Annotated in this window: 15 protein-coding genes and 1 pseudogene; 3 read left to right on the top strand and 13 right to left on the bottom strand. The window is 65.8% G+C overall.

Annotation, left to right across the window (positions count from 1 at the left end; translation table 11 throughout):
* Positions 1 to 482: 482 nt before the first annotated feature.
* From dnaG to BM252_RS30830, 5 genes are all read right to left on the bottom strand, one after another.
* On the bottom strand, positions 483 to 2279 hold the full coding sequence (dnaG, locus tag BM252_RS02000; RefSeq protein WP_093382896.1) for a DNA primase: 1797 nt from the start codon (positions 2277 to 2279) through the stop codon (positions 483 to 485).
* A 181-nt stretch (positions 2280 to 2460) separates the two neighbouring features.
* Entirely contained in the window at positions 2461 to 2910 is a 450-nt protein-coding gene (locus BM252_RS01995) for a GatB/YqeY domain-containing protein (RefSeq protein ID WP_093382894.1), read from the bottom strand.
* A gap of 184 nt (positions 2911 to 3094) precedes the next feature.
* The gene (rpsU, locus tag BM252_RS01990; protein WP_008451879.1) at positions 3095 to 3307 is read right to left on the bottom strand and encodes a 30S ribosomal protein S21; all 213 of its coding nucleotides are present in this window, start codon (positions 3305 to 3307) and stop codon (positions 3095 to 3097) included.
* Positions 3308 to 3612: 305 nt separating this feature from the next.
* Positions 3613 to 4824, bottom strand: a complete 1212-nt coding sequence (locus BM252_RS01985; protein ID WP_093382891.1) for a BaiN/RdsA family NAD(P)/FAD-dependent oxidoreductase — start codon at positions 4822 to 4824, stop codon at positions 3613 to 3615.
* Positions 4825 to 4826: 2 nt separating this feature from the next.
* Positions 4827 to 5363, bottom strand: coding sequence for a hypothetical protein (locus tag BM252_RS30830; RefSeq protein WP_174900383.1), 537 nt, complete (start codon positions 5361 to 5363; stop codon positions 4827 to 4829).
* A gap of 379 nt (positions 5364 to 5742) precedes the next feature.
* Between BM252_RS30830 and BM252_RS01980 the strand changes: the two genes are divergently transcribed.
* Positions 5743 to 6393 carry a hypothetical protein gene (locus BM252_RS01980; protein ID WP_139236238.1) on the top strand — a complete coding sequence of 217 codons (651 nt, stop codon included), beginning with the start codon at positions 5743 to 5745 and terminating at the stop codon, positions 6391 to 6393.
* Positions 6394 to 6401: 8 nt separating this feature from the next.
* Here the strand turns inward: BM252_RS01980 and ybiB are convergent, their stop codons facing one another.
* Entirely contained in the window at positions 6402 to 7388 is a 987-nt protein-coding gene (gene ybiB / locus BM252_RS01975) for a DNA-binding protein YbiB (RefSeq protein WP_093382886.1), read from the bottom strand.
* Between the two features lie 223 nt (positions 7389 to 7611).
* Between ybiB and BM252_RS01970 the strand changes: the two genes are divergently transcribed.
* Positions 7612 to 8670 (top strand): 3-deoxy-7-phosphoheptulonate synthase, encoded by a 1059-nt coding sequence (locus BM252_RS01970; protein ID WP_093382883.1) that lies wholly within the window; start codon positions 7612 to 7614, stop codon positions 8668 to 8670.
* 24 nt (positions 8671 to 8694) lie between these two features.
* On the opposite strand, the gene BM252_RS01965 is transcribed toward BM252_RS01970, so the two are convergent.
* Positions 8695 to 9105: a Rieske (2Fe-2S) protein gene (locus tag BM252_RS01965; RefSeq protein ID WP_093382881.1), complete on the bottom strand. Its 411-nt coding sequence runs from the start codon at positions 9103 to 9105 to the stop codon at positions 8695 to 8697.
* Positions 9106 to 9289: 184 nt separating this feature from the next.
* On the opposite strand from BM252_RS01965, the gene tsaD reads away from it, so the two are divergent.
* Entirely contained in the window at positions 9290 to 10330 is a 1041-nt protein-coding gene (gene tsaD, locus BM252_RS01960) for a tRNA (adenosine(37)-N6)-threonylcarbamoyltransferase complex transferase subunit TsaD (protein WP_093382879.1), read from the top strand.
* Between the two features lie 119 nt (positions 10331 to 10449).
* Here the strand turns inward: tsaD and BM252_RS01955 are convergent, their stop codons facing one another.
* The 6 genes and pseudogenes from BM252_RS01955 to BM252_RS32090 form a co-directional block, all read right to left on the bottom strand.
* The gene (locus tag BM252_RS01955; protein WP_093382877.1) at positions 10450 to 11259 is read right to left on the bottom strand and encodes an ABC transporter ATP-binding protein; all 810 of its coding nucleotides are present in this window, start codon (positions 11257 to 11259) and stop codon (positions 10450 to 10452) included.
* A 1-nt stretch (position 11260) separates the two neighbouring features.
* Positions 11261 to 12235 carry a nitrate ABC transporter permease gene (ntrB, locus tag BM252_RS01950; RefSeq protein WP_093382874.1) on the bottom strand — a complete coding sequence of 325 codons (975 nt, stop codon included), beginning with the start codon at positions 12233 to 12235 and terminating at the stop codon, positions 11261 to 11263.
* 13 nt (positions 12236 to 12248) lie between these two features.
* Positions 12249 to 13496, bottom strand: a complete 1248-nt coding sequence (locus BM252_RS01945; RefSeq protein ID WP_093382872.1) for a CmpA/NrtA family ABC transporter substrate-binding protein — start codon at positions 13494 to 13496, stop codon at positions 12249 to 12251.
* A gap of 211 nt (positions 13497 to 13707) precedes the next feature.
* Positions 13708 to 14610: a LysR family transcriptional regulator gene (locus BM252_RS01940; protein ID WP_093383277.1), complete on the bottom strand. Its 903-nt coding sequence runs from the start codon at positions 14608 to 14610 to the stop codon at positions 13708 to 13710.
* Positions 14611 to 14618: 8 nt separating this feature from the next.
* A complete protein-coding gene (locus BM252_RS32095; RefSeq protein WP_342742453.1) occupies positions 14619 to 14954 on the bottom strand; it encodes a LysR substrate-binding domain-containing protein in 336 nt (111 codons plus the stop codon).
* A gap of 118 nt (positions 14955 to 15072) precedes the next feature.
* Positions 15073 to 15174, bottom strand: a pseudogene (locus BM252_RS32090) (helix-turn-helix domain-containing protein); the annotation flags it as partial.
* Positions 15175 to 15300: the final 126 nt, after the last annotated feature.

The following is a 15300-nucleotide window of genomic DNA, read 5'->3' as shown; positions in this document are numbered from 1 at the left end:
GATTACACAACGACTTGCTTATTAGGATAAAGTTTCTTGCGGCCCTTTTGGGGCCTACGTCTTCGAACCTGCCGACTGCGCACGCTCGACATTACTACGACTACTTACACCTCGTTGGGCACGATCCGCGACCGCAACAGATCCCTACCTGGTCCCGTTCGGACCGATTTTGGCAGAAATTCTACTGCATTTGACGCGCGAGTGGGGGCGAGAACCATGAGTGGCTTACAGGCGGACAGAACTGCCGCCATCGACGGCGAGCGGTCCCGCGCCGTCTAAACCAAAGCTGGCCCCAGCCGCCGACGCCGCCTTGCTGCGCCGATCAAGAGCCTAACTTACTGAAAACAAATACAAATTCTGAATTAAAAAACAATGCCAAAAAACACAACACTTAGCGTTTTATTATAGCACGCTGTTTTGCAATTTCCAGGGGGCGAGAGGAGGTGGCGCCGGGCACCATTTTCACCCCTGCCCCATGCCAGTTAGCGGTTGGCCAGCTCGGCCTCGGCCTCGCGCAGCAATTGGTCTTGCTGCGAGGTGATTTCCCGGTAGCGCACGCCGATCTCGTCGGACGACAGGCCGGCGGCGAACAACTGGCTCAACTCCTGCTTCAGCGCGTCCATCTTGATCTGGCGGATCGCCCCCTTCAACCACAGCCGCACGGCGTCGAAGTCCGACTCCGGCTCCTTGACGATCTCGCTGATGATCTCGTCGTATTCGGCGCCCTGCGACTTCAAATGTTGCGCGAAAGCCGCAAAACCGCCGTGCTGGCCCAGCGACTGGCCGGCCGCCACCAGCTGCGCCAGCCGCTCGGCCGGCTCGGCGCCGAAATAGGCGAAGCTGGCCAGCGCCGCCTCGTCGATGTCCAGCGCCAGCGGCGGATGGGCCACCAGGTGGCGCACGATCTGCAGCTCCAGCCCCACCGGCACCGGCCGGCCGCTGCGCGGCGGCGCCTTGCGCGCCACGGCGACCGGCTTGGCCAGCTCGAACAGCACCTCGATCTCCGACGGCGAGCTCTGCGTCAACTGCGCCAGGCCGCGCACGATCTGCAGGCGCAGCGACGACGGCGTCATCGCCTGCAGCAGCGGCTTGGCGTCGAACTGGGCGCGCGCCCTGCCCTCCGGCCCGTTCAAATCATGCTCGCCGCACACCTCCTTGAGCAGGAACTGCGACAGCGGCATGGCGTCGTGGATCTCCTGTTCGAAGGCCTCGGCGCCGTTGGCGCGCACATAGCTGTCCGGGTCGTGCTCGGTCGGCAGGAACAGGAACTTGATCGTCTTGTTGTCCGACACGTGCGGCAGGCAGGCCTCCAGCGCGCGGCGGGCGGCGCGGCGGCCGGCCTTGTCGCCGTCGAAGCTGAAGATCACCGTGTCGGTTTGGCGCAACAGTTTCTGCACGTGGTTGGTGGTGCAGGCCGTGCCCAAGGTCGCCACCGCCTGCGGGAAACCCATCTGCGCCAGCGCAACCACGTCCATATAGCCCTCCGTCACCAGCACGTAGCCGGCGTCGCGGATCGCCTGGCGTGCCTCGAACAGGCCGTACAGCTCGAAGCCCTTTGAAAATAGCGGCGTTTCGGGGGAATTCAAGTACTTCGGCTCGCCGTGGTCCAGCACCCTGCCGCCGAAGGCGATCACCTGGCCCTTGGTGTTCTTGATCGGAAACATGATGCGTTCGCGGAAACGGTCGTAGCGCTTGCGGTTGCCGCCGTCCTCGTCGACCTTGTCGATCACTAGGCCGGACTCGGCCAGCACCACCGCCTCGTAGTCGGGGAACACCGAGCGCAGGTTGTCCCAACCGCTAGGCGCGAAGCCCAGGCCGAAGCGGGCGGCGATCTCGCCGGTCAGGCCGCGGTTCTTCAGGTAGGCGATGGCGCCGGCGGCGCCGCGCAACTGGCCGCGGTAGAAGTCGCAGGCGTGCGTCATGGCCTCGGTCAGCGCCATGCTGTGCGCCTGCATCTGGGCGCGCTGGGCCGGCGGAATCTTGTCGTCCTGCTCGGGCACCACCATGCCGACGTTCTGCGCCAAATCCTTGACGGCGTCGACGAAGCCCATGCCGGAGTATTCGATCAAAAAGCCGATCGAGGTGCCGTGCGCGCCGCAGCCAAAGCAGTGGTAGAACTGCTTGGTCGGGCTGACCGTGAAGCTGGGCGATTTTTCACTGTGGAAGGGGCACAGGCCCATGAAGTTGGCGCCGCCTTTTTTCAGCTGCACATAGCGGCCGACGACGTCGACGATGTCGACGCGGTTCAGCAGGTCGGAGATGAAGGATTGTGGTATCACTTGGCTGGGCGGTCTTGTTATGGATCAGACTATACCGCCGCACCCCGCACCGGACTTGATCCGGCGCAGAGTGTGGCGCGGGGGACGGCAGCAACCCACAAGGGCAAGGACCAGGGTCAGACCCTAGGGTCTGACCCTCGACTCCGCCGCAGCTTGGGCTCGGGACGCCGGCGCTCTTGCCTTAGGCCGGCGCCAGGGCCTTCTTGATCAGGGCCGAGACGGCGCCCATGTCGGCGCGGCCGGCCAGCTTCGGCTTGACGATGGCCATCACCTTGCCCATGTCCTGCGGACCGGTGGCGCCGGAGGCGGCCACGGCGGCGGCCACCTCGGCGGCCACCTCCTCGTCGGACAGGCCGGCGGGCATGTAGGCCACCAGCACGGCCAGCTCGGCCTTTTCGATGTCGGCCAGGTCGGCGCGGCCGCCGGCTTCGAACTGGGTGATCGAATCCTTGCGCTGCTTGATCATTTTCTCGACGATCGCCACCACCTGGGTGTCGTTGACTTCGATGCGCTCGTCGACTTCCTTGCGCTTGATCTCGGCGAGCAGCAGGCGGATCGTGTTGAGCTTGCCGGTTTCCTTGGCGCGCATCGCGGCTTTCATGTCTTCGGTGATTTGTTCTCTCAAGCCCATCGTTTTCTCCTGGAATGACACAATATGAATCACAATATTAATGCGTTATAAATGCGAAAACCCGCTGCGGCGAACCGGAGCGGGCAGGCGACTCATTTGGACGGAACCGCATCCAAACGAAACAGAACACAACCCGTGGCGGCCAATGCGCCGTACTACCGGGGCCTGTTCTGAATGAACAGTCTTAGAATAATTTTTTCGGCAGTTGCTGGCTGCGGATGCGCTTGTAGTGGCGCTTGACTGCAGCTGCCAGCTTGCGCTTGCGCTCAGCCGTTGGCTTTTCGTAGAACTCGCGTGCGCGCAGTTCGGTCAGCAGACCGGTTTTTTCGATGGTGCGTTTGAAGCGACGCATTGCGACTTCGAACGGCTCGTTTTCTTTAAGGCGAATAGTGGTCATGTAAAAATTCAAACCGTTGATTTATAGGAAGAGAGAGATAGTAGCAGCTTTTTGCCAGAAATGGAAGAGGTCTGGCAGCCGAACCGGCCTGGAAAGCGCATTTCGTCGTGAAAACAACGTCGCTGGACCAGGCGGAATATCCGCGTCGCCAAGCATGTTTGCGGCGACTGGGTTCGCTCTCCGAAGGGAAATTATAGCAGCAATGCGGGCCGCCGCCGACTCCGTTGGCAAACCAGGCAAACGAAGCGGCGCCGGCGCAACAGTCGGCGCTGCCCGCCGGGCGCTGCCGGGCCGCCTTGGAGCGCCTAGACCGCCTGCCCCGCCGCCACGCCCGAGGCCCAGGCCCACTGGAAGTTGTAGCCGCCCAGCCAGCCGGTGACGTCGACGCTCTCGCCGACGAAGTACAGGCCCGGCACCTTGTTGGCCATCATGGTCTGCTGCGACAGCTCGCGCGTGTCGACGCCGCCGCGCGTCACCTCGGCCTTGCGGTAGCCCTCCGAGCCGCTCGGCACGATGGTCCACTGGTTGACGGCCAGGCCCAGCTTGCGCAGCGCGGCGTCCGGCAGGTCGGCCAGGCGGGCGTCCAGCGCCAGCCCGTGGGCCTGCAGCAGGCCTTCGGCCAAGCGGGTCGGCAGCCACTGCGACACCACGTTGCCGAGCTGCTTCTTGATGCTGCCCTTGCCCTCGATCAAGGTCTGCGCCAGGTCCATCTCCGGCAGCAGGTTGACGACGATGGGCGTGCCGGGCTGCCAGAAGCTGGAGATCTGCAGGATCGCCGGGCCGGACAGGCCGCGGTGGGTGAACAACAGGTCCTCGCGGAAGCGCGCGCCGCTCGGGTTGCGGCCCTTCAGCGAGCCGGTCTCGACGTCGACCTCCAGCGCGATGCCCGACAGCGCGGCGAACGGCGCCCAGCTGGCGTCGTCGAAGGTCAGCGGCACCAGCGCCGGGCGCGGCTCGACCAGCTTCAGCCCGAACTGTTTGGCGACGCGGTAGCCGAAGTCGGTCGCGCCTATCTTCGGGATCGACAGGCCGCCGGTGGCGATGACCACGCTGTCGGCCTCGATGTCGCCGCTGTCGGTGCGCAGCGTGAAGCCGCCGCCGTCGATCCGCTCGACCGCCTCGACCTTGCACGGCATGCGCCAGTGCACGTCGCCGGCGGCGCACTCGTCCTTGAGCATCTCGATGATCAGCTCGGCGGACTCGTCGCAGAACAACTGGCCCTTGTGCTTCTCGTGGTAGCCGATGCGGTATTTTTTCACCAGCGCGAGGAAGTCCTGCGGCGTGTAGCGCGACAGCGCGCTCTTGCAGAAGTGCGGGTTCTGCGACAGGAAGTTCTGCGGCCCGGCGTTGATATTGGTGAAGTTGCAACGGCCGCCGCCGGAGATGCGGATCTTCTCGGCCAGCTTGCCGGCGTGGTCGATCAGCACCACGCGTTTGCCCCGCTGCGCGACCACCGCCGCGCACATCATGCCGGCCGCGCCCGCCCCGATTACCGCCACATCAAACTGTTTTGCCATATTCAACCCCGCACCTGCACTGTTTCAAAGGCGTGATTGTAAACGGCTTTGCCGCCGGGGCCGCCGGCCGGCGCTGGGCAGGCGCTATTCGGAAGGTTTGCGTTCGAAAACGGCCATGCTCGCATTCGACACCGATTTCGGCTCGAATGAATTGCAAACGACTGGGCGCGCATGTTCACACTGCCTGCAAATGAGCTTGCAATCGACGGCACCAGCTCGCATTCCATGCACGCATGACTTGCGCCAACGGCAATAACGGCCCACATCGGCAAACCCGCCGCCAGCATGCGCTCGCGGATCTTGACCATGCGCTTCGGTTCGAGCTGGCCGCTGAACATTGCACGGATCTCCGTCACCTCGATACTGAACGTTCGGTGATGAGATTGAGTCGATAGCCGTGACACGACAGAACCGCCCCACCAATTCCGACCGATGATACTGACATCGAATAGAGCGAGACAATTATGACCAACGTAAAGCAAGTACAGGCTGTTCGCATGAAGATGACGGAACGGGCGCAGCAGAAAATGGATCTGCATTTTCCAGGCTGGCCTGATTTCTGGGTGTGGAGCCGCAAACGTGACGCCGGATACATCAGCATTCCTCGCATCTTGCCTATCGCAATGCAGACGATTTGCGTTCAAGACACGTGGCAGGCCGAGCGCGATGCAGCAGCAGCCAAGGTTGCAGCCGCCATGCCGCAGCCAGCGCCAGCGCCGCCCCAGTCCAGCCAATCAGGGGGGGGGAGGAGATGGGGCAACAAAAATTTGAGGCCAGAATGCGAATGGCCCACCGAAGTGGGCCATTCTAACTCTCTTGTTTCTGGGGGGAGGCTCACGCCAACAAGTCCCAGAACTCACAGCAAAAATTATATCCCCTTTCGTGAACATGCACCATTTTTTCAGAAGCAAGGTTTACATGGCACTCTCATCACACCAAATCACGGTCATCACATCCACCCTTTCTCCGGCGAGGATGGGGACGTATTTCAGTGCAACAGGTTTTGGGGCTGAAGCGACAGCGCTTGACATCTACGCCTGGAACGCCCTAGTTTCTGGTGCCTTCTTCTCGGCTCTGCACGTTTGTGAAATTGTTATTAGAAATGCAATCTCACATGCACTCGAGCTTAAGTATGGCAGCAGCTGGCCTTGGGACGCTGGTTTCGAGCGCACGCTGTCCAAGTGGTACAAGGGCGAACTGCAATTAGCCCGGAAGGGCATTCCCATTGGTTCCACCGGCAAGGTTATCGCTGAATTGAAGTTTGGCTTTTGGTGCAAGCTGTTCACCGCAGGTCAAGACCAGCATATTTGGAACGCACACTTGAATACCGTGTTCCCGTTCCTCCCCTTCCCGCTGAAAGTGTCGACCGCCCGGAAGATGCTGTACGACGACATGGAGGCGTTGCGGGGTTTCCGCAACCGTATTGCCCACCACGAACCGATCTTCGCGTACCCGCTTGCACAGCACCAGGCGCGGATACAGCGGCTCATCAAGCTGCGCTGCGAGCAAACCGAGCAATGGTTGTCACAGTGGGAAATCGTGACCTTCGCCCTGGCTGCGCGCCCGTAAAAGGGGGGCTATTCGAGCGGCTCGCTGACGCGCTGGCGCGACTGCAGCGTGCGCGACACCAGCAGGCACTGCGCCACCTGCTCGGCGATCGATTCCGGCACCGGCACCTCGCCGCGCAGCACGGCGGTTATCCAGGCGGCGGTGGTGGCGGCGTCGCGCTCCTCCGGCAGCGCCGGCAGCGCGCCCACCTGGGTCTGCTTGGGCACCAGCATGCTGCGCAGGCCGCCGTGGAACCAGTCGATCTGCTGCGCCTTGTTGGCGTTGGCCACCGTCTCGCCCTCGGTGCCACGCATCAGGAAGGCGTCGCCGCGCTCGTGCAGCGCCGCCGTGGTGAAGTACTCGCCCAGCATCTCCAGGTATTCCGGGTGGGTGTAGGAGACCAGCCGCAGCGCCGGCCCGGCGAAGGGCTGCATGATCTTGACCAGGGTGTGGGTCGAGTTGCGCACGCCGAGGATGCGGCGCAGCGACAGCATGTGCGCCAAGGGCGGCGCCAACTTGTCGATGGTGATGAAGGCGACGTGGCCCTGCGCCAGCGCCTCCTCCGCCTCGGCGTGGTCCTGCGCGGCGGCCACGCCGAGCGCCTCGAACACCTCGGCCGAGGCGACCCGGCCGGCGTCGCGCGCCACGCCGTGCACCAGCACCGGCACGCCCTCGCGCGCCAGCAACATGGCCAGCAGCGGCGTCAGGTTGGCCATCTTGCGGGCGCCGTTGTAGCTGGGGATGCAGACCGGCGCGAACGGGCCCGGCGGCGCCGTCAGCGGCGCGAAGCAGGCCTCGGCGGCGTCGAGGAAGCCGGCGATCTCCTCCACCGACTCGCCCTTGATGCGCATGGCCAGCAGCACGCCGCCCAGCTCGAGGTCGGAGACGCGGCCGACCAGCATGGCGGCGTACAGGTCGTGGGCGTCGTCGCGCGTCATGCTGCGCGCGCCGTTCTTGCCGCGGCCGATCTCTTTGATCAGGCGGGCGGCCGGGAAGGGGTCGTGGAGTGTCGTCATGCCCGACAGCTTACACGCAAACCGGCCACACCTTCCAGCCCAGCGTCGACGGCGCTTCGCCCGCCGGCAAAAGGCTTTCCGCGTGGAAACGCGCGTGGCCGAAAAGCCGCGCCGGGCCGGCCAAGCGGGCCACTGTCGAGGCCAAAATGCTGCATTTCAGCTACACTATGAATCCCCCGACGCAAACATTGCGCCATCATTGTAGATAGAGAAGCAGAGAACCATGATCTCCCCAGACATCGAAAACATCAACGTCACCTCGTTCGCGCCGATGCCGACGCCGGCCGCGCTGCACGCCAAGCTGCCGTTGACCGAGCGCGCCTCGGCCACCGTGATGAAGGGCCGCGAGGCGCTGCGCAACATCATCGACCGCAAGGACAAGCGCCTGTTCGTGGTGGTCGGGCCGTGCTCGATCCACGACCCGGTCGCCGGCCTCGACTACGCCCGCCGCCTGCTGCAACTGCAGGCCGAGGTGGCCGACACCATGCTGCTGGTGATGCGCGTGTACTTCGAGAAGCCGCGCACCACCACCGGCTGGAAGGGCTACATCAACGACCCGGACATGGACGACTCCTTCCGCGTCGACGCCGGCATGGAGAAGGCGCGCCAGTTCCTGCTCGACGTCTGCGAGCTGGGCCTGCCCACCGCCACCGAGGCGCTCGACCCGATCTCGCCGCAGTACCTGGGCGACCTGATCGCCTGGACCGCCATCGGCGCCCGCACCACGGAGTCGCAGACCCACCGCGAGATGTCGTCCGGCCTGTCGACCCCGGTCGGCTTCAAGAACGGCACCGACGGCGACATCAGCATCGCCATCAACGCCATCCTGTCCTCGGCCCACCCGCACTCCTTCCTGGGCATCAACAGCGCCGGCAACGTCGCCGTCGTACGCACCCGCGGCAACGCCTACGGCCACGTCGTGCTGCGCGGCGGCGACGGCCGGCCCAACTACGACTCGGTCTCGATCGCCATCGCCGAGCAGGCGCTGGACAAGGCCAAGCTGCCGGCCAACCTGGTGGTCGACTGCTCGCACGCCAACAGCTACAAGAAGCCCGAGCTGCAGCCGCTGGTGATGGCCGACGTGGTCAACCAGATCGTCCACGGCAACCGCTCGCTGGTCGGCGTGATGATCGAATCGAACATCGTCGGCGGCAACCAGAAGATCCCGCAGGACCTCAGCGAGCTCAAATACGGCTGCTCGGTGACCGACGGCTGCATCGACTGGGACACCACCGAGAAGATGCTGCGCGACGCCCACGCCCAGCTCAAGCAGCGCCCCTAGGCCGTCCCGCCGCGCCGGCGCGGCCTAGCCGAACACCGGCACGCGCGCATGCGGCGCGAAGGAACCGGCCAGCGCCGCCTCGGCGCGGCTGGCCGGTTCGTTCAGCTCCTCCAGATCCAGATAGATCCTGCCGTCCTCCAGCCGCACCGTGTACGAGCGCGGATAGCCCTCCTGCCCCTGCGGCGCGCAGGCCAGCGCCAGCGCCTTGTTCCAGCGCCGCCGGCCGGCGGCCGGCGTCTCGCTCGGCGGCGCGGCGCGCACCGGCGTGCCGTCCAGGTAGGGTCCGCCCTCCAGCAGCGCGACCACGCGCTCGTCCTCGCCGCGCATCAGCAGCACTCCCGGCAGGTCCTGCCAGGCCAAGCCGCGCGGCACCTGCCGCGTGCCTAGCGGCGCCAAGTCCTTGAGCCGGCAGATCAGTTTCCATTGTCCAGACATCGTTCACCTCCCTCGTAAAGCCATCCATCCTTGATGCAAGAACGGTGCCACGCGCCGGCCGCGTTTTTCTCTCAACATTGAGAAAAATGCACAGCCATAGTGCGCCGACCTGCGCCAGTTCGGGGAGTCGGGCCGGGCACTTTCCTTTACAATGGCGGATTACTCCTTCAAATGTGCACCCTTCATGATCGTTCTCGGCGTCGAATCCTCCTGTGACGAAACCGGCCTTGCGCTGTACGACACGCAACACGGCCTGCTGTCCCATGCCCTCTACTCGCAGGTGGCAATGCACGAGGAGTACGGCGGCGTGGTGCCCGAACTGGCCTCGCGCGACCACATCCGCCGCGCCATCCCGCTGCTGCAGCAGGCGCTGGCCGACGCCAAGCTGGCGCCCCAGGACATCGACGCCATCGCCTACACCCAAGGTCCCGGCCTGGCCGGCGCGCTGCTGGTGGGCTCCTCGGTGGCCTGCAGCCTGGGCCTGGCGCTGGACAAGCCGGTGCTCGGCATCCACCACCTGGAGGGCCATTTGCTGTCGCCGCTGCTGGCCAAGGAGCCGCCGGAGTTCCCCTTCATCGCGCTGCTGGTCTCGGGCGGCCACACCCAGCTGATGCGGGTCGACGGCGTCGGCCAGTACACCCTGCTCGGCGAGACGCTCGACGACGCCGCCGGCGAGGCATTCGACAAGTCGGCCAAGCTGCTCGGCCTGGGCTATCCGGGCGGCCCGGCCATCTCGCGCCTGGCCGAATTCGGCGACCCGCTGGCCTACAAGCTGCCGCGCCCGATGCTGCACTCGAAGGACTTCAATTTCAGCTTCTCCGGCCTGAAGACGGCGGTGCTGACGGTGGTGAAGAACCATGAAGAGAAGGTGATCGCCAACATCTGCGAGCAGGACAAGGCCAACATCGCGCGCGGCTTCGTCGACGCCATCGTCGACGTGTTGACCGCCAAATGCGTCAACGCGCTCAAGCACACCGGCCTGAAGCGGCTGGTCATCGCCGGCGGCGTCGGCGCCAACAGCCAGCTGCGCGCCTCGCTCAACGAGGCCGCCGCCAAGAAGCGCTTCAAGGTCTACTACCCCGAGCTGGAGTTCTGCACCGACAACGGCGCCATGATCGCCTTCGCCGGCGCCATGCGCCTGCAAATCAACCCCGACGCGGCGCAGCGCGACTACTCCTTCAACGTGCGGCCGCGCTGGCCGCTCGACGAGATCAAGGTGGTCTGAGCCGTCCAACCCCGCAACACCCGCCAGCCGACTGAGCCCGCGGCGCGGACTGGGGTCAGACCCCGTACGGGGTCTGACCCCGCCTCACCCGGGGTGCGCCAGCATACCCACAACACCAATCACGCCGCCTCGCGCTGCGCCGGCCGCGCCTGGCGCTGGTAGAGGAAGTGCAGCACGCTGGTGCGGTACTCGATGTACAGCGGGTCCTGCGCCAGCGCCAGCCGGTCGCGCGGTCGCGCCAGCCGCACCTGCAAGATCTCGCCGATGGTCGCCGCCGGCCCGTTGGTCATCATCACGATGCGGTCCGACAGCAGCACCGCCTCGTCCACGTCGTGCGTCACCATCACCACCGTCGACTGCGTCGCCGCGACGATGCGCAACAGCTCGTCCTGCAAATGCGCGCGGGTGAGCGCGTCGAGCGCGCCGAAGGGCTCGTCCATCAACAACACCTTCGGCTCCATCGACAGCGCGCGGGCGATGCCGACGCGCTGCTTCATGCCGCCCGAGATCTCGTGCGGCCGCTTGGCCGCCGCCGCCGTCAAGCCGACCATGGCCAACGCCGCCATCACCCGCTCCTTCAACTGCGCGCCCGACTCCTTGCCGCCGAAGACACGCTCGACCGCCAGATGCACGTTCTCGTAGCAGGTCAACCAGGGCAGCAGCGAATGGTTCTGGAACACCACCGCCCGCTCCGGCGACGGCCCGGCGATCTCGCGCCCGCCGCACAGCAGCACGCCCTCGCTGGCCGTGGTCAGCCCGGCGATCAAATTGAGCAGGGTCGACTTGCCGCAGCCGGAGTGGCCGATCAGGGTGATGAACTCGCCCTTCTGCACCGTCAGGTTGACGTCGCTGAGGGCGTGGAAGCTGCCCTTCTTGGTGTTGAAGACCATCTCGGCGTGCGTGATCTCGATGAATTTATTGGCGCCCATGTCAGCCCTCCACTTCTTCGTAGGTGAACGATCTGGCCACGGCGACCAGGATCTGCTCCAGCACCAGCCCGACCACACCGATGATGACGATGGCGATCAGGATGTGCGGCACGTTCAGGTTGTTCCACTCGTCCCAGACCCAGAAGCCGATGCCCACGCCGCCGGTCAGCATCTCCGCCGCGACGATCACCAGCCAGGCCGTGCCGATGGCCAGGCGCACGCCGGTCAGCATGTAGGGCAGCACGGACGGCAGCAGGATCTTGGTGACGATCTTCCACTCCGACAGGTTGAGCACGCGCGCCACGTTCATGTAGTCCTGCGGCACGCGCTGCACGCCGACGGCGGTGTTGATGATCATCGGCCAGATCGAGCAGATGAAGATCGACCAGATGGCGGCCGGGTCGGCCGACTTGAACACCAGCAGGCCGATCGGCAGCCAGGCCAACGGCGACACCGGCTTCAACAGGCTGATGATCGGGTTGAACATCCCGCCGAGGAACTTGAAGCGGCCGATCAGGAAGCCGAGCGGAATGCCGATCACGGCGGCCAGGCCGAAGCCCATGCCGACCCGTTTGAGCGAGGCCAGCACGTTCCAGCCGATGCCCTGGTCGTTCGGCCCCTTGCGGTAGAAGGGATCGGAGAACAGGCGCACGGCCTCCTGCCAGGTGACCAGCGGCGTCGGGATGCCGTTGTTCCCGCTGGCCAGGATCTGCCACACCAGCACCAGCAGGGCCAGGCCGAGCAGCGGCGGCAGGTACTTCATCACGTGGGGACGCAGACGCGACTTGCCGCCGGCCAGCACCACGCCCTTGGCGGCCAGGCGCGCGCTGCGCGGCGGCTTGGCCGGCGCCGCCGCGACGGGTGCCACGGCCGATGCCGTCGCTGCCGTCGCTACGGCCGTTGCCGCCGGAACGGCGGCTGCCGGCGCGTCCGCCGCCACCGCCGGCGCGGCCAGATTGTTGAACACTGCGCTCATATGCGGTCCCTCCTCAGGCTTTGATTTTGAACGAGTCGGCGTAGGCCTTGGGGTTCTTGCCATCCCAGACCGTGCCGTCCATCAGCTTGGTGCTACGCATTGGCGACTTCGGCACGCTGACCTTGGCCATCGCGGCGGCGTCCGTATAGACGCCGATCTGGTTGATCTGCGTCGCCACCGCCAGGTAGTCCGGCTCGCTCTTCAGCAAGCCCCAGCGCTTCTGCTGCGTGAGGAACCACATGCCGTCGGACAGGTAGGGGAAGTTGACGCTGCCGTCGTTGAAGAACTTCATATAGTTCGGGTCGTCCCAGGTCTTGCCCAGGCCGTTCTGGTAGCGTCCCAGGATGCGCTGGTTGATCACGTCGACCGAGGTGTTGACGTAGGACTTGTCGGCGATGGTCTCGGCCATTTTCTGCTTGTTCGACAGCGAGGCGTCGATCCAGCGGCCGGCGTCGAGGATGGCGGCGGTCAGCGCGCGCGCCGTATTCGGATACTTCTTGACCCACTCAGCGCTGGTGCCGAGCACCTTCTCCGGGTGGTCGCGCCAGATGTCCTGGGTGGTGGCGGCGGTGATGCCGACGCCGTCGACAATGGCGCGGTGGCCCCACGGTTCGCCGACGCAGAAGCCGTCCATGTTCCCAACCCGCATATTGGCCACCATCTGCGGTGGCGGCACGGTGATGATCTTGGCGTCCTTGAACGGGTTGACGCCGTGCGCCGCCAGCCAGTAGTACAACCACATGGCGTGGGTGCCGGTCGGGAAGGTCTGGGCGAAGGAGTACTCGCGCTTGTCGGTGGCCATCAGCTTGGCCAGCGAGGTGCCGTCCACCGCGCCCTTGTCGGCGATCTTCTTCGACAACGTGATGGCCTGGCCGTTGTGGTTCAGGTTCATCAGCACCGCCATGTCCTTCTTCGGCCCGCCCACGCCGAGGTGGACGCCATACACCAGGCCATACAGCACATGGGCCGCGTCGAGTTCACCGTTGACCAGCTTGTCGCGCACGCTGGCCCAGGAAGACTCCTTGCTCGGCACGATCTTGATGCCGTACTTCTTGTCGAAGCCGAGCACCGAGGCCATCACCACGGAGGCGCAGTCGGTCAGCGGAATGAAGCCGACCTTGACCTCCTCTTTTTCCGGCTTGTCCGAGCCGGCGGCCCAGGCGCCGCCTCCGACCAGGCAGCCCAGCCCGGTGGCGCCGACGGCGGCGCCGGCTTTCAGTAGTTGGCGGCGGATCGGCTTAAATGGGGTATCGCTGCTCATCGTATCCTCGTGCTGGTCGCTATGGGCCGCCGGGTGGCGGCCCTTCCACCTCTCTACAGCAATTGGTGTGCCAGCAAACGCGGAGAGCATCGCGCCCCGATTCGAGACGTTTGCGCTCCGTGTTGGCGCGCAGGACGACGTTGATGAATTTTTCGGCACCGTTTTTGTGCACAGCAGCATCGCGCGCGCACCGCCAGCGCGCAGGCGCCAGTTAGCCGTTCAGCGCCTGGTCGGCGCGCAGGCGGGCGACGATCAGGTCGATGAAACTGCGCAGCCTGGCCGAGCCACGCCGGCCGTCGCGGTGCACCACGCTGATCGGCACGGCTTCCGGCTCGTAGTCGCGCAGCAGCGGCACCAGCTGGCCCGTCTCGACGTGGCGCGCGGCCTGGTAGGACATCAGCCGGGTGATGCCCAGCCCCAGCACGGCCGCCTCGATGGCGCCGTCGTTGGTGCTCACCACCAGGCGCGGCTTGACCCGCACCGACACCGTCTGGCCCTGCCGGCCGAACTTCCACTCCGGCGACATGCTCACGCTCGATGCCAGGATCACCGTGTGGCGCGCCAGCTCGGCCGGCGAGTGCGGCACGCCGTGCCGCTCCAGGTAGGCCGGCGCGGCGTAGACCATGCGCCGCACCCGGCCCACGCCGATCGCCTGCATGCTCGAATCGGGCAGCTCGCCGATGCGCACGCCGACGTCGAGCCCCTCCTCCAGCAGATTGGTGACGCGGTCGACCAGCAGCGCCGACACCTCCATCGCCGGATAGCGCGCCAGATAGTCGACGATGCCGGGCATGACGTACAGCTTGCCGAACAGGACCGGCGCGGTGACGGCCAAGTGGCCGCGCGGTTCGGCGTTGGTGCCGGCGGCCGCCTCGTCGGCCTCGTCGACCTCGGCGATGATGCGGCGGGCGTCGTCCAGATAGCGCCGGCCGGCCTCGGTGACGCGCACGTGGCGCGTGGTGCGGTCGAGCAGCTTGACGCCGAGGCGCTCCTCCAGCGCGGCGATGGCGCGCGTGACGGCCGGCGGCGACATGCCGAGGCGGCGCGCGCCGCCGGCGAAGCTTTGCTCGTCGCCGACGGCGACGAGGACGGTCATCAAATGTAGTCGGTCCATGGCGGGCGTCATTTTCCTTGCGGGTGGTGGGCCGGCCGGCGCGGCCGGTAGGCGGGGAACAGGCGCGCGCCGGCGGCGGCGATGAAGTCGATGAAATGGCGCACCCGCAGCGGCATCTGGGTGCGCCGCTGATAGTACAGGAACAGGCCGTGCTCGCTGCTAGCCTGCTGCGGCAGCAGGCGCACCAGGGCGCCGCTGGCCAGGTCGGCCTCGGCCATGTAGCCTATCAGCTGGCCGACGCCGGCGCGCACCGCCTCCAGCTCGCCCTCCACCGTGTTGAAGCTGGCCACCACCGGCACGTCCTGGTAGACGGTGGCGCCGTCGATGGTCAGCTCCCACGGCATCAGCCGGCCCGTGTTCGGGTGGCGGAAGCCGGTGCAGCGGCGGCCCGCCCCGGCCAACTCGGCGACGTCGCGCGAACAGGCGCACGCCCAGGTTCTCCTCAAGCTGGCGCACCGCCTTGCTAACGGCCTGCGGCGTCAGGCCCGCCTCGGCGGCGGCGGCGCTGAAGCTGCCGGCGCGGACGACGCCGATGAACAGGGTGATGACGCGGGCTTTATCCATGCCGGTGCGGCCTTCCATTTACAACCAACAGATGAAAATAAAACAGCTTTCCTATGGCTAGTGTAGCAGCTCCGCCCACCCTACACTGGCCCCTGTACATTCCACAGCCCCTCCCCTCTCAAAGGA

The organism is Rugamonas rubra (assembly GCF_900114705.1).
In the GTDB taxonomy this organism is placed as follows: Bacteria; Pseudomonadota; Gammaproteobacteria; order Burkholderiales; family Burkholderiaceae_D; genus Rugamonas; species Rugamonas rubra.
Note: the sequence above shows the minus strand (reverse complement) of the source record. Positions and strands in the feature narration are given on the sequence as shown.